This window comes from Pedobacter sp. GQ55 (assembly GCF_059758925.1).
Map to the genome: position 1 here is coordinate 703378 of NZ_JCAXEI010000003.1, position 17672 is coordinate 721049.

A 17672-nucleotide genomic window follows, 5' to 3' on the forward strand; every position below is an offset into this window, starting at 1 on the left:
TAATATTATTTTTAAAAACTTGCCAGTATTCCTAAGTTAAATACTCGCTGTACCGGATAGCCAAGACCATTTCCTGCCATCTCTATGTCCCATAATTTGAATCCATTAAAAGAGAAAAGATTGGTTCCATTAACATAAGCCCTGAATTTTTTGAGGCTTATTTTACGAGCTAGCCTATCTGGTACGGTATAACCAATTTCCATTTGTTTTACACGTAAAAAGGAACCACTTCTCATAAACCATGTGCTTGTAACTGAATTATTCTCATTCCCTACCGAGGTAGTACTTAACCTTGGCCATAAGGCATAAGTATTCTGATTGTCTTCAGACCAATGGCTATCCGCATATGCTTTTAATAGTTGATTTTGAGGTTTACCGTTTAGCGTTTCATTGTCATAAAGGTATGATACAAACGGAGCAGTAGCTTTGGTGTCTATCCAAAAGGATTCTCTGCCAAGACCTTGGAAAAAAGCCGAAAAATCGAAGCTTTTATACCCCACTGAAAAGCCGAAACCATAGGTTATTTCTGGTGTTACAGGATAACCAATAGGCACCTGATCAAGTGAAGTAATCTGACCATCACCATTTACATCATAATATTTAATGTCTCCACCTCCATATTCTCCAAATTGTTTTGGTGAACGACGTGCTTCTTCATCGTCAACAAACAACCGCTCTGCGATATAACCCCATTGTTGGCCAAGTGAATACCCTACATGACGTTTCCATGGTGCTTCATCGTAGTAAGGCTCTTCAAATTTCAGGTATTTACTGGCCGCGTAGGTAAAGTTACCCATAGCTTGCAACCATAGGCCACTACTGAATGAATGCGTATAGTTCAATGAAATATCAACACCTTTCCCTTCGGCTTCGCCTAAATTAGCTTTAGGCTGAGCCGATAAACCCATAGTTGCTGGTGTGGCCGTTCTGGTCATCAGAATACCGGTACGGTGTTCTTTAAAAAAGTCTACCTCCAGGCTCCAGTCTCTAAAAAATTCTAACTCTACAGCCACATTTGTTTTTTTAGCTGTTTCCCAGGTTATGGCTTCATTTGCATATCTGGAAAGGGAGATGCCATTTCTTGAATAGCCATTATCACGGCCAAAAACGGCACCCCTTCCGGCGTCATTCATATTCACATTTGAGAGGTATAGAAACCGGTCAGTTGCAGATCCAATGGCATCATTACCTGTAAGACCATAGGTTCCTCTAAGCTTAAATTTAGAAATAACGTTTTTCATTGGCTCCCAGAACTTCTCGTTAGAAATATTCCATGCAGCACCGGCTGATGGGAAGAAGCCATAGCGATTGGTTTCGTAGAATCGCTCTGATCCGTTATATCCGAAATTCATTTCGAAATAATATCGGTTATCGTATCCATAGGTGGCCCTGCCAGCTAATCCAATGTTCCTAAAAGGTAAAGAAGATTGAAGATCGCTGTATTGCCCGGTTAATTCATTGCGGAGCATATATACAAATAGGCCACTTAAGGAATGCTTTTCTGAGAAGGTACGGTTATAATTAAGCGAGGCCTGCATATAGAATTTAGAGCTTACGGTTCTGCTCCCAGGATTATAGTCAAGGTATTCGGTTCCCGCCAGTTCATTCAAAAGCTCTACTTTATAGGTATTGGCTTGTTTGTCGTAAGAGCCAGCCTGGTACCAAAATGGGCTATAACTTCTGCTAACATCAAAGAAACTATTTCTGGTAATGTTAAGCAGTGCGTTCACATTTAATCCCGGTATAATGCCGGAAAGCTCTTGTTTGGCTTCAAACTGGGCAGACATCATTGATCTGGAAGAGTTTTTATACCCCTTTACCAGTTCCGAATAAGGATTTAAAAGGTAGCTGCCACTTCCATCATCATAATTACCAAACATAATATGTTTCACATATGAATGATCTTCATCAACAGGGTAATAGGCAGGAAAATATACCGGATTGGTGCGCATTACCCTTCTGTAAATAGAAGCACCATCGCTAATAGGCCCTGTATAATCATCAAAACTACCGCTCATTCTAACGATCACTTCTGTACTTTTAGTCAGGTTTACATTCACATTAGAACGTAGTGTATAACTCTTTAAATCAATATTACTATTAAAGTTATTTCTATTATCGACCTTCAAAATACCGTTATCCTGATTAAAGGAACCAGCAATAAAATATCGGGCTACACCACCGCCTCCACTTACGTTTAAATTTGCGCGCTGGTTCATGGTATAATCATTAAAAAGAGCCTTTTTCCAATCTGTAGCGGGATACATGTATGGATTTATACCAGCAATGGTATTGTCTATTTTTTGATCTGTGTAGGGTAAAACGCCTAAGGGATCTCGTGTAAGTACGGCTTCATTATTTAGACGCATATAGGTGATGGGATCTGCAATTTCAACATTGCTTGTCGGTGCTGAAACTGAGTTCTCCAGACGTACGCTTATAGCGGCTTTCCCTACTGTTCCCTCTTTAGTAACGATTAAAATAACACCGTTTGCAGCCCTACTTCCGTATAATGAAGTGGCTGTAGCATCTTTCATAATTGAAAAACTAGAAATATCATCGGCCTGTAAACGGGCAAGATCAGTTGTAGCAACCTCAATTCCATCTATCAAAATAAGTGGGTCTTTTTTATATCCAAAAGAGGTAACACCACGAATAAAGAATTCGGCATTATCTGCACCTGGTTCTCCACTTCGCTGATAGGCTATAATACCCGCGGCCTTACCGGCTAAAGCAGTGGTAAGGTTACTTGAAGGCACCTTTAATTCCGACGGTTTTATTGAGGTAACAGAACCAACCATGTCGGTTTTCTTTTGCTTACCAAAAGCGACTACTACAACCTCATCCAAACCATTATCGGACGATTTAAGCGTTACATTAATTACGTTCTTTCCTTTTACCGGTATTTCCTGAGTCTGGAAGCCTACCATTGAAAATATAAGGATCGCATCATCGTTAGGAATGTCAAGAATGTATTTACCATTCTCGTCTGTTGTGGTCCCTTTTTTTGAACCTTTTATTGTTACGGATACACCGGGCATTACACCGAGAGAATCGCGAACTGTTCCTTTAATATCCTCCCTGGGTTCTGGCACTATATTTACAGGTTTAACAATAGCAGGTGGCTCTTGTACCACTATTGTTTTTCCATTGATGACATAGGTTAAACTTTGGCCCGTAAAGCACTTATCTAAAGCTTCTTTGAGGTAAACGTTTTTTACCTTAATACTAACTGGTGCAGACTGTTTTAATAGACTTGAACTGATAATAAAACTATATCCCGTTTGTGTTCTTATGTCATCAAAAATCTCTTGTAAAGAGGCTTTTTCTTTATTTAAGCTTATTTTCTGGGCATAAGTAGAGCCATAAGCATGTATAAAGGTGGTGATCATTAATATACAAATTAGCTTCATTACTAAAAGGAATTTAAATGGCATGCGGGGTTTATTACCGCAAGGGATTACATTATAAAATTTATACATTTGAATGTCAGCTTTAATTATAATTGGTTTACGCGAATTGATTTAAATTACCTCTGGCACAATGCCCCAGGTGCTTCGAACACCCGGGGCTTTTTAGTAGGGTAACTGTTATGATTTGAGAGTGTACTTATTTTGCCATAACAACAACCCTCCTTCCTTCGATCTTAAATTGAACTTCTCTTGTTAACTCCATGTTTTTTAGTAACTCACTTATATTATCGTAGCGGTTAACTTTACCAAAAAAACCTTTATCCTTCAGGTTACCTCTGAATTCAACATCAACATCATACCAACGGGCGACTTTTGCCATGATGCTATAGATGTCTTCATCCTGAAATACGAAGTATCCATTTTTCCAGGCAACAGCATCTTCTACATCCACATTCTTAACTTTCATCCCGCCGGTTGCTGAAGAGATGCCAGATTGACCTGGCTTCAACATTGCTTCTTTTTTACTATTCTTTAACTTTACAGAGCCTTCTAATAACGTAGTGTTTACATCAGCTCTGTCTTTGTAACCATTTACGTTAAAATGAGTACCCAATACTTCTATTTCAGTACCCTCTATTAATACTCTGAATGGCATTTCCTGGTTATAAGCCACTTCAAAATATGCTTCTCCGGATAATTCAATCTTGCGTTCCTTTCCACAAAAAACAGCAGGAAATTTTATCGTAGATTCTGCATTAAGCCAAACCTTTGTATTATCTGGCAATAAAAGCTGATATTCTCCACCCCTTGGTGTACTAATAGAATTGTATGGAACAGATTTAGGGTCTAAAGAGCTTGATTGGGATGAGTTATAAATTACCTGTCCATCTTTGGTTTTTGTAATTACCGTATTTGCCTGGTTTGCAACTATTCCATTTTGAGAGTTGTCAAGTATTATTTGGGAACCATCATGTAAGGTTAATACAGCTTTTTTACCACCAGGAGGAATGCTTTTTTTCTGTAGGGCTACAGCTGTGGACGCAGAGTTAGACTTTAGTGATGGATTTATGGATAAATAAACGCCAATACCTAGCATTATAAGAATAGCAGCAGCGGCAGAAAACTTATGTCTGTTGAACCACTTAAGCCGATGCCTGGGATGGATTTCATCGTGAAATCGCTTATACATTCTTTCTGACACTTGCTTTTCATCTCCCAGTTTATCTTCATCCCACGGAGCGTTATCAAGAGAAAATTCATCATTGTATTGCGCAAAGAGTTTTTTTTCCTCTTCAGTGCAAATACCTAATGTGTACTTTTCATACAACAAAACGTATTGTTCTTTTGTCATGGTTTATAGTTGGTAACTGTATAGTGTATAATTATGATTGGCACACACATACTTTTAAAAATTATTTTTTTTTATTTTAAAATGTATAGCTTAGTGACTACCAAATTAAACCAACCTAGTGTCGTTATGGACCATGAACTGTGGGAAGCTATTCAAGGAAATAGTGAGCGGGCTTTTGCTGCATTATTTCACCGCTACTCAGCTAAAATTTACAGCACTGCGTATTCCTATATAAGGGATCCGGTTGTTTGCGAGCAAATTGTTCATGATATATTTATCACACTTTGGTCTGGCCGACATACACTTCAGGTGCAGTCTTTTAAAGCCTACCTAACCTCTGCAGCCCGATATAAAGTGTACAGGCATATGGCTACCAGTAAAATATACCCAATTGATTATAAGGAAAGTATGGAAGATGGTGTTTATAACGACTGTACTTCCCAAAACGAGGGTTATAACAACTTAATCAACAAGGAGATGGAATTGGAGGTGGATTCTTATCTGGCTCACCTGCCCCAAAGATGCAGGCAGATTTTTTTGATGAGCCGCAGACAGTTGCTAAGCAATGAGGAAATAGCAAACGAATTATGTATTTCTAAACGTACTGTAGAAAATCAGATTACATACGCGCTTAGACATTTACGTTTTTCATTAAAAGATGTATCTGTTATCCTAATTGTTCTTGAAGGATTATCTCGTTTAAATTCTTAGGCTCAAGAATAATATTTTGCCTTGAGATAAAACACAGCCATAGATTAAAATAATAAATTGTGTACACTTCGTAAACAGGAGAATTTACTGAAAAATGCCATCACCATTCATTAACACACTGACATTCATAAATTTGCTTTCATTAAACAGGACAATTAGAGCAATTAAAATTGAGCGGTTAATAACAAATCGCGACGACATTACAAGACCTTATTTTAATGAGTTAGAAAAAATACCTTTGGCTAAAATTGAGGAAGAGGTTGAATTGGCAATAAAGATTAAAACCGGTGATTAAGGATCGCTTGACAAGCTTATCCGTCTTAATCTTCGTTTTGTTGTTTCAGTTGCTAAAAGGCACCTTGGAATCGGCGTTTGCCTGAATGATATTATAAATGAGGGTAATATAGGCTTAATCAACGCTGCTTCCCGCTTTAAACAAAGAAACTTCTTCAATACCTATTATAAATTGCTAAAGCGCAAAAGTGATCTTAAGATTAGTAATGGTTTTGCGCTTTACAAAATGCCTAGCCCCTCGCTTATTTCATAGAGGGTGCTTAAACTAAAACAATATGTTCCGCTTAACCATTTATTGATCACTGATTTATCTTTCCCCATTATCATTGCAAATTCCTCTACGGATATCTGACGCAAGTTCAACACATTCTTAATGGCTTTGGCTAACTTGATAGAACGGACCTGTTCTTTATATTCTTCCAGATCTACACTTACTCTTAAGAAACGAGATTTTATATGTCTGCGATGATTTTTCATAGGTGTACTTTATATTTAAGAATATGTCAGTTATAGTACCAAATAAAAAAACAACTATAAAACAACCTTTTACCTAGTTAGAATGCGGAAGCTTAATTCCTACCAATTGCTTTCGTGAAGAGTTATGAGGCAAATGAACAACTATTTGCGAAAAAAATTACCATATGTAAACAGCTGATTATGCAGTTGAACTGCTACCAGTTAAGAAAAAATACAATTCAACCTCATTGCCGACAGTCTCTTGCTGCAATTGACTCCCATTTGCCTTCATGTACTCTCGACATAACTGTGGCCCAAGACCAGTTCCCGATTCGTTAGCGGCCCCAATCGTATTCATCTGGTGTTTATCATCTTCTCCGCTTTCTATTGCATTTTTTGCAGCAGTTGGGTTTAATAATTATTATTCGCTATAACGCCTTTAGTTTTCTTACTAAGGCTCCCAGATCTTATTACTTGTACACTTCCATTAATGCCCATGGCATAACAATCAACAAATTCCAGATTTGGTGCATCAACTACAAGAAAACTGCCTGAACCTGTGTTGTTTTGATAGACTATCCTTATCCAAAAGGTAGGTTTACTATTACCAAAATTAAGTATACTTTCTTTAGAGAGTTTAAATTCACCTGCCTGATATAGATCCTTAATAGCTTTAAAATTAAGTTTGCCTGTTGCATCTTCAAGGTAAACCAATTTCTTGCCCATATTAATATAATCCTGTTGGTCAACTTTAATTATATGTTCTCTTGCAGCCGAAGATAATGAAAGGGATAATAACAGGATTAAAGTAAAAAATCGCATGAGGGATTGGTCATTAGCCGCTGAATTATTTCAACATTAAGATGTAAAGAAAAATTCAATAAAAAAGGAACGGTTAACAACTGTTAATTTTGCAATTTAAGACCAGATATACCAGTTACTGGTTCTTCCTCCTTATTTTTCCCCTTTTTTCCCTTCTTTTTCTTATTATCTCCGTTTAAACGTTCTTCTTGTAATTTATCAAATTCAGCTATCTGATCTCCTTTTAAAATATTTTTAATATTATCATTTGTTTCATTTTGAAACTTATAAAATTTAGTGACATCTTCTTCTTTAGACGAACCTGCCTGCTGCTTTTTCACCAGCTCCAGTTGCTGGCGATACATATCAAATACGTAATTATATATCACACTTTTCTGAGTTGGGCTCAATTCCAACCTTTCATTCAGCTCATCTATATTTTTAACAGTCAATTCTTGAGCAGTTGGAATTTTTTTTTGTGCGTTCGCTAATGTATTAACACCTAAGCAAAACAATATTAGTAAAATGTATGTTTTCATTCTCTGGATTTCTAATGGTGCAATTTAAAATTTTTTTATCAAAATAACGTTTACCCTCATGTCTATATATGATATTAATTATGCGCTACCTATTCACATTCCTTCTTTCTGTTTATTTCGTTTCAAATATTTTTGGACAATCAAATCCTGGTTTAAAAATTTCCCATTTAACTGGCGACTTTTATATTTTCACATCTTATAATTCCTATAAAGGTACTATTACTCCAGCAAACGGCATGTATGTAGTTACCAGTGATGGAGTTATCATGATAGATGCTCCATGGGATTCCTCACAGTTCCAACCCCTGCTTGATAGCATAAAAATCAAACATAATAAAACTGTTAAAATTGAGGTTGCCACGCATTCACATGAGGATAGAGCTGGAGGGTTAGATTTTTTAAGGAATAGTGGTGCTAAAACGTTTACAACTGATCAAACTGATCAAATTTTAAAAGAAAGCAATAAGAAACGTGCAGAATTTACTTTTAAAAGTGATACGACAATAACGCTTGGTCAATACAAGCTCAGTACATATTATGCAGGAGAAGGTCATACCAAAGACAACATTGTTGTTTGGTTTGAAAAGGAAAAAGTACTTTATGGGGGCTGCCTGGTGAAAAGTACTGATGCTAAAGATTTAGGCAATACTGAAGAGGCCAATCTTGGCCAATGGGCGCTAACAATAAATAAGATCAAGCAAAAGTTTCCGAATCCAAAATTTGTGGTCACTGGTCATCAGAACTGGGATCACGTGGATGCTTTGGATCACACCTTAAATTTACTGACTAATAGTAAGCAATAGAAACAAAAAAAGCCCTTTATCAAGATAAAGAGCTTTTTCTTACTAATTTTTTATAGTCTTCCAGTAAGGCAATATATTTTTCCATCCAATAATAAACTGATCCCGGATGGTCAGATTGAATGTCGTTTTTAGGAACCGTAAATTCTTCTTTAAAACCAAAACCATTAAGTTCGCCTTCGAAATCATGTGAAAAGTCATAATTTATGACCTTTCCGATTTCGAAAATCACATCTGTATGAAGCTTCTTTTGCCGAAACCAATTATACAAGGTTCGTCTGTTTACATGTAAACGCCTGGATAATTCACTAATATTTACGTTTTGTCGTCGAACTGCTAATTCAACAATCTCTCCGGCATTATGTTCCATAACTTTAGTTATTTAGGTAATCCTTATATTAAACGTTAGGGACGTTTTAATGGTAGCTTATAGGGTTAAAAAATTGGAAGTTTTTTTGGATTTGAGCATCAATATGAAAGTTTTTGGCATCTTATAATCAAAGATATTTAACAAAAATAAATACGTGAACCTACTGATTGTCATAAACTTACTTTTAATGTTCAATAATTTACAATGAAGCAACGTAAATAATCACGCCACTTACTTCCTTATGCTCATTATGCCAAAGATTCACGATACATTTAACCAAATGTCCTTTATTGTAAAAATCGTAGCTCCCCGCACAATTCTCTATTTTCCCATTATCTATTTTGTTTTTTATTGCTTCTAAGTCTGAACTTGATTCTGAAAATGCATCAAAAAAATTCAGACCAACAGGGTCTCCCTCTGGGAAGTCAAATTCTTTCATCCACTGGGCTGATGCCAATAAATAATTCATACTTAGATCAAACATTGCAACCGGTAAAGGAAATTGAGTGATCAGAATTTTATTTCTTTCATCAATATCCGTCACAAAAGTTCGTTTACCGGTTTTTTCCAGTTTACTTCTTTTATACCGATTATAACATAAGGTATAGTTTGCAGGGTTTGAAAAGCCAAGCATAAAGGCCATCTGTTTTTTACTGCAGCCTGTCCTGCTTATGTATTGTTCTGCAAATTCCATTTGCAAGCGTCTGAAATAAAGATAGGGGCTTGTTTGATATGTGGTTTTAAAATCGCGCATTAATTTAGACACCGAAATGCTGTGTAAAATCGAAAGATGTTCAACCTTTGGAAAACCAGACAGAATTACTGTACCAAGATAATCCGCAATCTGATGGCTCTTATTACTCGCCGTATCATGGCCCAGCTTTGCTTCATTATTAATATTAAATTGATCACCCAAAAGTTTCTCATCCAGCGAACCTGATAAGTTTTTATTATAAATGTTTGCAAAAAAACCAACAACATTTCCGTTTTCAACATCAGGATAATAGATGATGGTTACAGAACATTTTTGTCCGTTAATCAGCTTAATTTCCGAATTATATTTTTGCACCTGGCCATCAAGAACTTTATTCACATATCGCAGGTGATGTTCATGATAGCTACCATTAAACAAAACTCTTAGACTTATAATACCTAACAATTCTTCAGGAGTCTTACCGCACCATTTAAAAAACTCCTTATTTGCAAAACGACAAACTAAGTCCATGTCCCAATAAGACCATAGACTAATTCCTGCACAGGTTTGCATTATGGAAATTTCATTAAAACTTGGTCCCATATAATTTGCTTTTATTTTTTCGCATATTTTTAGGTAGATATACAGATATTAAAAGCAGCGATCTTAGCTCACACCCGGTTCAACACTAACATCCATTAGATCTCCAGTTTCCACATTTACTACATCTATACTTTGATAAGTAGAATTTGCACTAACATATTCAGGAACAATCTCCTTCATTTTTCGAACAACTTCTTTATCATCGTTCGAGCGATTCAATGCTAATAACTCCTCTATCTTTCGTTGTACATATTCGTAGGGGTAATAAATTACATTCGATATCTTAATTTTCTCATGATAAGTTGGAACAACCTTCTCTGTTTTATTCAACAGCTCTTCATACAATTTCTCACCCGGTCTTAATCCAGTAAAGCAAATTTTTATATCGGTATAAGGTACAAACCCCGCTAACTTGATCATATTTATGGCCAAGTTCAAAATTTTGATAGGCTCACCCATATCAAAAATAAATATCTCACCACCTTTCCCCATTACTGATGCCTCAAGCACTAATTGTACTGCTTCAGGAATCGTCATAAAATATCTTGTTATGTTTGGATCAGTTACTGTAACAGGTCCTCCCGTTTCAATTTGCGCCCTAAATCGTGGAACAACTGACCCGTTTGACCCCAGCACATTTCCAAACCTAGTAGTGATAAATCTTGTTCTATGGACAACATCAGTTTGATAATTTTGAAGCGACTGAATATAGATTTCTGCAATTCTCTTCGATGCTCCCATCACATTTGTTGGATTAACAGCCTTATCTGTAGATATCATTATAAATTTTTCTACATCATAATCAATTGCCAGATCAGCAAGGTTTTTAGTACCCATTACGTTAGTCAAAATGGCCTCCGATGGATTATGCTCCATCATTGGTACATGTTTTAAAGCAGCTGCGTGGAATATTATTTCTGGTCTATATGTCTCAAACAGGCTTTTAAGTCTTCCATAATTTTGAATATTTACGATAAACAATTCGCACACACTATCCTTAAAATTATCTTCTATCTCTAACTGCATTTGGTGCAATGGTGTTTCTGCCTGATCACATAGAATCAATAATTGCGGATTACACTTTAACACTTGACGAACAATTTCTGAACCTATGGAGCCCGCGGCACCGGTAATCAAAACCCTCTTGCTTTTAAGTTCAGATTTAATATTTTCTCCTTCCATGTTAATAGGTTCTCGCTGTAACAGATCTTCAATTCTTAAGTCAGGGAGTTGACTCAACCTCAGTTTACCCTTTAACCAATAATTTGAAGCTGGCACAGAAATAACTCTTATTCCACATTCCATGCACTTTTCTATTGCAAACTTCCTTCCCTCAATGTTTATACAATCCTCCATCACAATCATTTTCTCTACTCCATACTTATTTTTCAAGTAATGAATAGAATGAGAACCGTAAACTCTTTTTTGTTCAATGTGTTTATTTCTACGATCAGGATTATCATCAACAAACCCCAATATTTCAAAGTTTTTTTCTGAAGACGCATCTAAACCCTGCTTAATTAATAAAGAAGACCTGTCGGCTCCATAAATCAGCAGCACCTCTTTAGAAACAACCTCCAGATCTTTAAGATAATGGAACAATTGTTTTACGGTTATCCTTAATCCAATAAGCATCGAGGCAGAGATAAAAAAATTAATGATGAGCATAGGAACAAACCAATGATTATTGAATCCAAAATAAGTGGATAAAAATAGGTAAGCCACTACTTCAAATAGTAAACTAGCTAATAACACTGCTTTAAATACACGAAAAATATCGTCAACACTAGAGTACCTGATTATTCCGGTATGTATTCTCATAACTACAAAAACCACCACCGTGATTACATTGTAAACGATCAGATAAAGAAAAAATTTACTGTTAAATATTTCATTAAAACTCTCCTTTTGTATAATCATTAATGATGCAGCAAGAGCGATTGTTACAATGACCTGATCAATGAATAGTATCAGCCATCTAGAGTACACTTTTTCGCAAAATAGAATTTTTTTCATGTCATTAAACGTTAAATAGATGAAGGGAGGTTAAGCTTTGTTAGCTTGCAATCTATAAAGTGGGAAGAAATCAACTTCAGAGTTGAGATCGATTTCTTGTTGAGATAACAAAGAGGTGTATATTTCTGGATTGGCTATAAAACGCCAACTATGATAATTGAAAGTGAGATTTGAAAAATTAGCTTTCCATCTAAACAAAGAATCTTCTTTAAAACCTAAGCCTCCACCCAGATTATAATATTTCACACCAAGTTGTCGCCCAAGAATCGTAATTTCCTCCGTTAACAATTTGGCAGGAGAATCTCCGAGGTATTCTTCTCTGGTCCCCAATAAATGCGCTTGCATAATTCCGTTTGTTATTACTACTATTGCACCACATATTGGATAATCATTTTGATCATACACAAAGATTAACCTTGCGTCGTATTCCTCTGAATCAAGCAACCGCTTAAAGTATTCTTCATCAAAATAATAGGTGTTCGAAGCATCCACTCTCAGCATATTTAAGGTATAGATAGTGCTAAAGGTTTTTATATCTTCCTCTGTATTCGCCTCCCTAACATAATATCCCTTTTTTCTCAGAGTCCTGATCTTTCTTAATACCCTTTCCTGGTAAGCGCTTCTCTGTTCTTCAATAGGGAGGCTTAGATCTAGGACCACCACTTTTCCGTTATCTACTACTCCTCCAAAATCTCCCATCAATTCTGCCTGATCAAAGAAAGGATTCAGTCTCGAAAATACGGTAACGATCTTTTCGGCTTTTAAGAAGTCCAAAAAACAACTCCTGAAATTATATACCAAATCTGAAGGAAGATTGTCAAAATCCTTATTAGAAATGGGACCACTATACCCATATACCGAACTCATATCGTAATATTCAGAATCCTGAATATCTCTTTTCAATAATGGTATAGCAATAAAATCATTGCCTTCTTCATAAACAAAAAACATTGGAATTCCAGATGTATTATCTAATGAATGATAGGTCCATGAATGATAAAAATCATATTTCAAAGCTCTTTTGACAAGATCTTTCCACTCAGTTTCTTGTTCAAGTCTAACGATATACTTCATGCCCGGTAATTTATTTTTAGTTATATAATCCTCTTTTATTACTTCCATTTTCAGGTATTTATCACTACCTGGGATACCAACAAAACCCTGCTTACGATATAGTCTTATGGCCGCATTATGTTCTTTGTTTACTTCAAGCATCACCTTCTTCAGGTTTAGGGTAGAAAAAGCATAATCAAGAATAAGTACTGTTGCCTTTTCCCCGATCCCTTTGCCCCAGTAGCTTGAATCACCTATAAAAAGATGAAATTCGGCCTGTTCCTCTGAAATGTCAAGCAACTGTACATTCCCTATATATCTCTTACTATTTGTTAAGCAAATGGCAAATCTCTTTTGGTCAGTACACTTTAATACGCCTCTGAGCCAATCCCGCTCCACTTTCAATGTAATTCGCTCCGATGGATTGAAAGGTGTATACTTCCATATCTCCGGATTATTTCGCCATTTATAGGATATCATCGCATCCTTAAATGCCAAGGGCCTTAAAAATATACTTTCGCTCATAATATTGTTTTTAATACGTTAAGTATACGTTTCATTTCAGAATGTGTATACCGATGGTCTATTGGTATGGCAATCAGATGTGTTGTTAAATAATATTCGTACATCTTTTTTGTAGTCCATTCCAGAACATTCGGCCAGTACGTAGCCACATATATTCTTTTTTCAAACAGCTTGTTTCTAATTTCTGTAGAAGAGATTAGCAGCGGATAGATCATCGGTCCGTTTACAGAAGAAGCATCAAATGAATAGTCGTTATACCCCTCCAGAAAATCATGGAGGTACATGAAGTTGGAATTCCTCCTGTACTTACAAGCTTTATAATCTATACCCGATAAAATCGACTGAGATAAGGAAGACATTTTACGTATTGGATTGTTGGAAAGAACAATATTATTTACAATAAAATCTTCGTACCCGCTTTCAATCCCCATATCTATACTTTTTATGAGATGAGAAAACCTCTCTACAGATACATCTTTCTCTAGCTTTAGTCTTACATCACTGGTGCATTGAAGATATGCTCCATCTGGTACGCCAAAGAACTTTCGGCAAGAATAAAAAGTATCCACACCTTCCAATGGCTCGGAAAAAAAAGCCTGAGAATTATCAACTATCAGATTTTCAAACAACTTACTTAGTCTTATAACGGTATCCTGTTTTAGCCCAAAATAATTTGTGTACAGCAGACCATCCTCAGGGCCTACCTCGAAATCGAGAACCGGATCCATGTTTTCATCAATAGTATAATACTGAAATTGAACACCCAACTTCTTAAGTGGCTCCAGCATCACCTCACAGGTATAATAAGGTATGTGAACCAACTTGTATCGCTTTGCTTTGAGAATATATTCAAATGCATTCCTACCAGTATTTAATTTTAATAGCGAGGGATAAAATTCCTCACCTCTGGATAATTGTAATTCTAAATACCCTCCAATAGATTTCATTTTGTTTGAATGTTGATTTTGCATTTTGAAAATAAATTAGCTATTCCTGTCCCCTTTGGTACATTCTTTTATGAACTGGTTGGTAATACTCATACAGATCCGTAGGAGTTCTTGCATTGTAGCCGATAACCTGCCTAAGGTGGTCATTTAGTTCCTCACCAAAATCATAGCCCAATAATCTTGGATAATCCAGCTGCTGTTTCATAAAAGGTTTTGTAAAGGCCATTGTAAGGGTTCTCCTTGGCTTATCGGTATAGTTTTTACCTGCAGCATGCCACAGGTTGGCGTCAAATAAAATGATGCTACCCTTTCTTGCTACTGCTCTGTCGGCATAATCATAAAAATATTCGTCGTGTGGTTTTTTGTCATGCTTATGCGATCCGGTAAGCATATAGGTTGCGCCATTCTCTGCAGTAAAATCATCAAGAATAACCATCATCTGGATCATTAGCTTAAATGATCCTGTAAAAGTTCTAACATCCCGGTGAACATGCTGAACGTATGGTTGTGCATTTCTTACATTAATTACCGCTCCTAATGAGTTCAAAATATAGTTACCTTTTAAGAAATGTATAATTTGCTCATGTGCATACTTTTGTTCTAAAAATTTTAATGTAAACAACTGCTTCTCCACTAGGTGATGTAAGGTGCCATCCATATTTTGCGCAATGCCATTGGCTTCTTGTATCTTATGTCTTACTTCGTATGCAGGCAATAACGAGTCATTGATCTCATCAAGTAATTCATTACTTAAAGCATTTTCATATACGATCCAGCCATATTCGCTGATCACATTATCAAAAATTGTAATATCTGCTTCCGAATAATCAAATTTGTTGTTCATAATAGTACGTTTTATTTGTTATGCGTTGGTTTGCCTGTACGCAGGAAAGAAGGTAGACTGCTGGTTTAGCCCCACACCTCTTTGATGTAAAAGAGCATTATAAGATTCCTGATCATTAACGTAACACCAGATCCTGTCGTTAATTCTTAAATCAGAAAAATGACTTTTAAACTTAAATAACGAATCTTCTTTTCCTCCTACGCCACCACCCAAATGGAATATTTTTTTACCCAATCTTCTGCCAATCAGACTAATCTCATCCGTCAACAATTTACTGGGAGATACTTTCAGATATTTTTCAGAAGTAGCAGATAAGTGATTTCTCACAACATTTTCGGATACCAGAATCAGCGCCCCGCAAATCATCTCAGTACCATCATAAATCAGCACCAGTTCATTTTCAAATTCATTTGGATTAAGCAATCCGGTAAAGTATTTTTCATCAAAATAATAGCTTTTACTGGCTCCCAACCGATCCATATTCTTATGGTACATTTCTGTAAATTCGGCTATTTCGCTTGGTCCGGCGGCATTTTTAATGGTATACCCTGTTTCCCGAAGTTTCTTTATCTGCCTTTTTAGCCTTTTATCGTAGTGTGACCTCTGCTCTTCGATACTTAGCGATAAATCCATGTAAATGGTAGTTCCATTAGGAATAACCCCTCCAATATCTTCCAACAAATAATGTTGATTTAGAAAAGGATATAATCGTGTAAAAACACTAATACATCGTTCTGATTTCAGGAAATCACTAAATTCGTGTTTAAAGCTTTCAATCGTTGATTGCGGAATATCTTTGAAATCGACATTAGATATGGGGCCCGCGTATCCATATACAGAAGTCATATCATATTGAGATGACTCTGCAATATTTCTTTTTATTAATGGAAATGCTATAAATAAGTGCTTTTGTTCGTAAATAAAAAGAACAGGTTCTCCTTCCATATTTAATGAGTGATAACACCAGGTATGATATACTTCATAATTATGAGCCCGCTTAACATAAGCATCCCATTCCACTTTTGTGCGGAGAATTAAGCATTGATAAGCCATGTATTTGTTTTCTTTAACTGCGCTATTTATCTGATTTTCCTAGGTACTAGGATTATACTCCCTCCAGAATATTAACCATGGTCTGGTTCACTTTATTTACATCAAACTTTTCGCTTGCGTATTTTCTGCCATTTAGCCCAAATCTTGCAACATCATCTGTATGCCTTATATAATATTCCATTTTAGAGGCCAATTGCTGAATGTCTTTTATTGGGACCAAAAAACCATTGGCTTTTCTTAGAAGCGGATTAATTGTTTCCCGGCATCCAACAGAATTGCAGGTAATAACGGCCCTTCCCATTGCCATTCCCTCTAAAAGGCATCTGGGTACTCCTTCCCCGTAGTATGATGGCAACACAATAACAGAAGATTGGTTGATGTATGGTCTTACATCGTCAACCAGCCCAAAATACTGGATAGTTCCATCTGATTTTATTTTTGAAAACAGGTCGGGACTAATGGCATCAATGTTATCGTCGTATGGTCCAATTAGTTTAAAGACAACTTCAGGAAATTTTTCTTTGATTTGTTTTGCGGCATAATAGTATTCCTTAATTCCTTTTGCGTTAATTAATCTGGAAATCATTAAAAAACTTATGTTATTTAAATCGGGAGGGGAATATTCATAATGAGAGAGATCTACTCCTGAGCCATTCACTACATGAGCTATATTCTTGTCTGTAATAATATTTGCACGAATCAGTGTATTGTAATCATCCTTGTTCTGAAAAATGATCTGTAATCTTTTACTTGCTCTCAGGCTTAATTTTAACAGAATCCTTGTTATTTTTTGAATTAATGTTTTTCTTGAACCTATGTTTAAAAAATTGTATCCGAGCCCTGTCAGCATTGGTGTAATGTGATTTACTCTACAAAATCTGGCAACAAAAGCACCATAGATAACTGGTTTAAAGGTGTAAGGAAAAAACACGTCGGGCTTAGTTGTTTTAATCAGTCTGCGCAATTCAAAAAGATATTTAAGATCAGAGACTATTGATACATTACTCGGATTCAATCCGTTTTCATATACCCTTACCCCCATTTCACTTAGCTTATTTTTAATCTCCTGATGTTCAATTTTTGGCGTAAAAATGATCACTTCATGTTTTACAATTAATGTTTCTATCAATTTGCCTCGGAAATCCAGCAATGAACGTGGAGAATCGCATGAGATCAAGATTACCTTTCTTTCTTTTACCATG

Annotated in this window: 17 protein-coding genes; 4 read left to right on the forward strand and 13 right to left on the reverse strand. The window is 36.0% G+C overall.

Annotated features, from left to right (window positions below):
* Positions 1 to 11: 11 nt before the first annotated feature.
* Both AC6CH7_RS11995 and AC6CH7_RS12000 read right to left on the reverse strand, forming a co-directional pair.
* Positions 12 to 3413 (reverse strand): TonB-dependent receptor, encoded by a 3402-nt coding sequence (locus tag AC6CH7_RS11995; RefSeq protein WP_498262939.1) that lies wholly within the window; start codon positions 3411 to 3413, stop codon positions 12 to 14.
* Between the two features lie 196 nt (positions 3414 to 3609).
* Positions 3610 to 4764, reverse strand: a complete 1155-nt coding sequence (locus tag AC6CH7_RS12000; protein ID WP_498262940.1) for a FecR family protein — start codon at positions 4762 to 4764, stop codon at positions 3610 to 3612.
* A gap of 126 nt (positions 4765 to 4890) precedes the next feature.
* Here AC6CH7_RS12000 and AC6CH7_RS12005 point away from each other — a divergent pair, with 126 nt between their 5' ends.
* The 3 genes from AC6CH7_RS12005 (at position 4891) to AC6CH7_RS12015 (ending at position 6022) form a co-directional block, all read left to right on the forward strand.
* The gene (locus AC6CH7_RS12005; protein ID WP_498262941.1) at positions 4891 to 5475 is read left to right on the forward strand and encodes an RNA polymerase sigma-70 factor; all 585 of its coding nucleotides are present in this window, start codon (positions 4891 to 4893) and stop codon (positions 5473 to 5475) included.
* Positions 5476 to 5569: 94 nt separating this feature from the next.
* A complete protein-coding gene (locus AC6CH7_RS12010) occupies positions 5570 to 5770 on the forward strand; it encodes a sigma-70 factor domain-containing protein (protein WP_498262942.1) in 201 nt (66 codons plus the stop codon).
* An 18-nt stretch (positions 5771 to 5788) separates the two neighbouring features.
* Positions 5789 to 6022, forward strand: a complete 234-nt coding sequence (locus AC6CH7_RS12015; RefSeq protein WP_498263097.1) for a sigma factor — start codon at positions 5789 to 5791, stop codon at positions 6020 to 6022.
* Here AC6CH7_RS12015 and AC6CH7_RS12020 read toward each other — a convergent pair.
* The 3 genes from AC6CH7_RS12020 to AC6CH7_RS12030 all read right to left on the reverse strand — a co-directional run bounded on the left by AC6CH7_RS12020 (position 5989) and on the right by AC6CH7_RS12030 (position 7565).
* Complete coding sequence (locus tag AC6CH7_RS12020; protein WP_498262943.1) at positions 5989 to 6246, reverse strand: helix-turn-helix domain-containing protein; 258 nt, start codon at positions 6244 to 6246, stop codon at positions 5989 to 5991. The two genes, AC6CH7_RS12015 and AC6CH7_RS12020, sit on opposite strands and share 34 nt — an antisense overlap.
* Positions 6247 to 6636: 390 nt before the next feature.
* Positions 6637 to 6951 carry a 7TMR-DISMED2 domain-containing protein gene (locus tag AC6CH7_RS12025; RefSeq protein ID WP_498262944.1) on the reverse strand — a complete coding sequence of 105 codons (315 nt, stop codon included), beginning with the start codon at positions 6949 to 6951 and terminating at the stop codon, positions 6637 to 6639.
* A gap of 179 nt (positions 6952 to 7130) precedes the next feature.
* Positions 7131 to 7565, reverse strand: coding sequence for a hypothetical protein (locus tag AC6CH7_RS12030; protein WP_498262945.1), 435 nt, complete (start codon positions 7563 to 7565; stop codon positions 7131 to 7133).
* A gap of 80 nt (positions 7566 to 7645) precedes the next feature.
* Between AC6CH7_RS12030 and bla the strand changes: the two genes are divergently transcribed.
* On the forward strand, positions 7646 to 8368 hold the full coding sequence (gene bla / locus AC6CH7_RS12035) for a BlaB/IND/MUS family subclass B1 metallo-beta-lactamase (RefSeq protein WP_498262946.1): 723 nt from the start codon (positions 7646 to 7648) through the stop codon (positions 8366 to 8368).
* Between the two features lie 19 nt (positions 8369 to 8387).
* Here the strand turns inward: bla and AC6CH7_RS12040 are convergent, their stop codons facing one another.
* The 8 genes from AC6CH7_RS12040 to AC6CH7_RS12075 all read right to left on the reverse strand — a co-directional run bounded on the left by AC6CH7_RS12040 (position 8388) and on the right by AC6CH7_RS12075 (position 17671).
* Positions 8388 to 8735: a transposase gene (locus AC6CH7_RS12040; protein WP_498262947.1), complete on the reverse strand. Its 348-nt coding sequence runs from the start codon at positions 8733 to 8735 to the stop codon at positions 8388 to 8390.
* Positions 8736 to 8934: 199 nt separating this feature from the next.
* Positions 8935 to 10032 carry a helix-turn-helix domain-containing protein gene (locus tag AC6CH7_RS12045; RefSeq protein WP_498262948.1) on the reverse strand — a complete coding sequence of 366 codons (1098 nt, stop codon included), beginning with the start codon at positions 10030 to 10032 and terminating at the stop codon, positions 8935 to 8937.
* A 63-nt stretch (positions 10033 to 10095) separates the two neighbouring features.
* Positions 10096 to 12048 (reverse strand): polysaccharide biosynthesis protein, encoded by a 1953-nt coding sequence (locus AC6CH7_RS12050; RefSeq protein WP_498262949.1) that lies wholly within the window; start codon positions 12046 to 12048, stop codon positions 10096 to 10098.
* 30 nt (positions 12049 to 12078) lie between these two features.
* A complete protein-coding gene (locus tag AC6CH7_RS12055) occupies positions 12079 to 13626 on the reverse strand; it encodes a GNAT family N-acetyltransferase (RefSeq protein ID WP_498262950.1) in 1548 nt (515 codons plus the stop codon).
* A complete protein-coding gene (locus AC6CH7_RS12060; RefSeq protein ID WP_498262951.1) occupies positions 13623 to 14597 on the reverse strand; it encodes a hypothetical protein in 975 nt (324 codons plus the stop codon). The genes AC6CH7_RS12055 and AC6CH7_RS12060 overlap by 4 nt, the downstream gene beginning before the upstream one ends.
* 16 nt (positions 14598 to 14613) lie before the next feature.
* Positions 14614 to 15417 (reverse strand): phytanoyl-CoA dioxygenase family protein, encoded by an 804-nt coding sequence (locus tag AC6CH7_RS12065; RefSeq protein ID WP_498262952.1) that lies wholly within the window; start codon positions 15415 to 15417, stop codon positions 14614 to 14616.
* An 18-nt stretch (positions 15418 to 15435) separates the two neighbouring features.
* Positions 15436 to 16470, reverse strand: a complete 1035-nt coding sequence (locus AC6CH7_RS12070) for a GNAT family N-acetyltransferase (protein ID WP_498262953.1) — start codon at positions 16468 to 16470, stop codon at positions 15436 to 15438.
* A gap of 52 nt (positions 16471 to 16522) precedes the next feature.
* A complete protein-coding gene (locus tag AC6CH7_RS12075) occupies positions 16523 to 17671 on the reverse strand; it encodes a glycosyltransferase family 4 protein (protein WP_498262954.1) in 1149 nt (382 codons plus the stop codon).
* Position 17672 lies beyond the last annotated feature (1 nt).

What these genes read in the sequence shown, in the direction of transcription:
- AC6CH7_RS11995 (WP_498262939.1), bottom strand. Translation starts at nt 3,413, where the DNA reads ATGAAGCTAATTTGTATATTAATGATCACCACCTTTATACATGCTTAT.
- AC6CH7_RS12000 (WP_498262940.1), bottom strand. Translation starts at nt 4,764, where the DNA reads ATGACAAAAGAACAATACGTTTTGTTGTATGAAAAGTACACATTAGGT.
- AC6CH7_RS12005 (WP_498262941.1), top strand. Translation starts at nt 4,891, where the DNA reads ATGGACCATGAACTGTGGGAAGCTATTCAAGGAAATAGTGAGCGGGCT.
- AC6CH7_RS12010 (WP_498262942.1), top strand. Translation starts at nt 5,570, where the DNA reads ATGCCATCACCATTCATTAACACACTGACATTCATAAATTTGCTTTCA.
- AC6CH7_RS12020 (WP_498262943.1), bottom strand. Translation starts at nt 6,246, where the DNA reads ATGAAAAATCATCGCAGACATATAAAATCTCGTTTCTTAAGAGTAAGT.
- AC6CH7_RS12025 (WP_498262944.1), bottom strand. Translation starts at nt 6,951, where the DNA reads ATGGGCAAGAAATTGGTTTACCTTGAAGATGCAACAGGCAAACTTAAT.
- AC6CH7_RS12030 (WP_498262945.1), bottom strand. Translation starts at nt 7,565, where the DNA reads ATGAAAACATACATTTTACTAATATTGTTTTGCTTAGGTGTTAATACA.
- bla (WP_498262946.1), top strand. Translation starts at nt 7,646, where the DNA reads ATGCGCTACCTATTCACATTCCTTCTTTCTGTTTATTTCGTTTCAAAT.
- AC6CH7_RS12040 (WP_498262947.1), bottom strand. Translation starts at nt 8,735, where the DNA reads ATGGAACATAATGCCGGAGAGATTGTTGAATTAGCAGTTCGACGACAA.
- AC6CH7_RS12045 (WP_498262948.1), bottom strand. Translation starts at nt 10,032, where the DNA reads ATGGGACCAAGTTTTAATGAAATTTCCATAATGCAAACCTGTGCAGGA.
- AC6CH7_RS12050 (WP_498262949.1), bottom strand. Translation starts at nt 12,048, where the DNA reads ATGAAAAAAATTCTATTTTGCGAAAAAGTGTACTCTAGATGGCTGATA.
- AC6CH7_RS12055 (WP_498262950.1), bottom strand. Translation starts at nt 13,626, where the DNA reads ATGAGCGAAAGTATATTTTTAAGGCCCTTGGCATTTAAGGATGCGATG.
- AC6CH7_RS12060 (WP_498262951.1), bottom strand. Translation starts at nt 14,597, where the DNA reads ATGCAAAATCAACATTCAAACAAAATGAAATCTATTGGAGGGTATTTA.
- AC6CH7_RS12065 (WP_498262952.1), bottom strand. Translation starts at nt 15,417, where the DNA reads ATGAACAACAAATTTGATTATTCGGAAGCAGATATTACAATTTTTGAT.
- AC6CH7_RS12070 (WP_498262953.1), bottom strand. Translation starts at nt 16,470, where the DNA reads ATGGCTTATCAATGCTTAATTCTCCGCACAAAAGTGGAATGGGATGCT.
- AC6CH7_RS12075 (WP_498262954.1), bottom strand. Translation starts at nt 17,671, where the DNA reads ATGGTAAAAGAAAGAAAGGTAATCTTGATCTCATGCGATTCTCCACGT.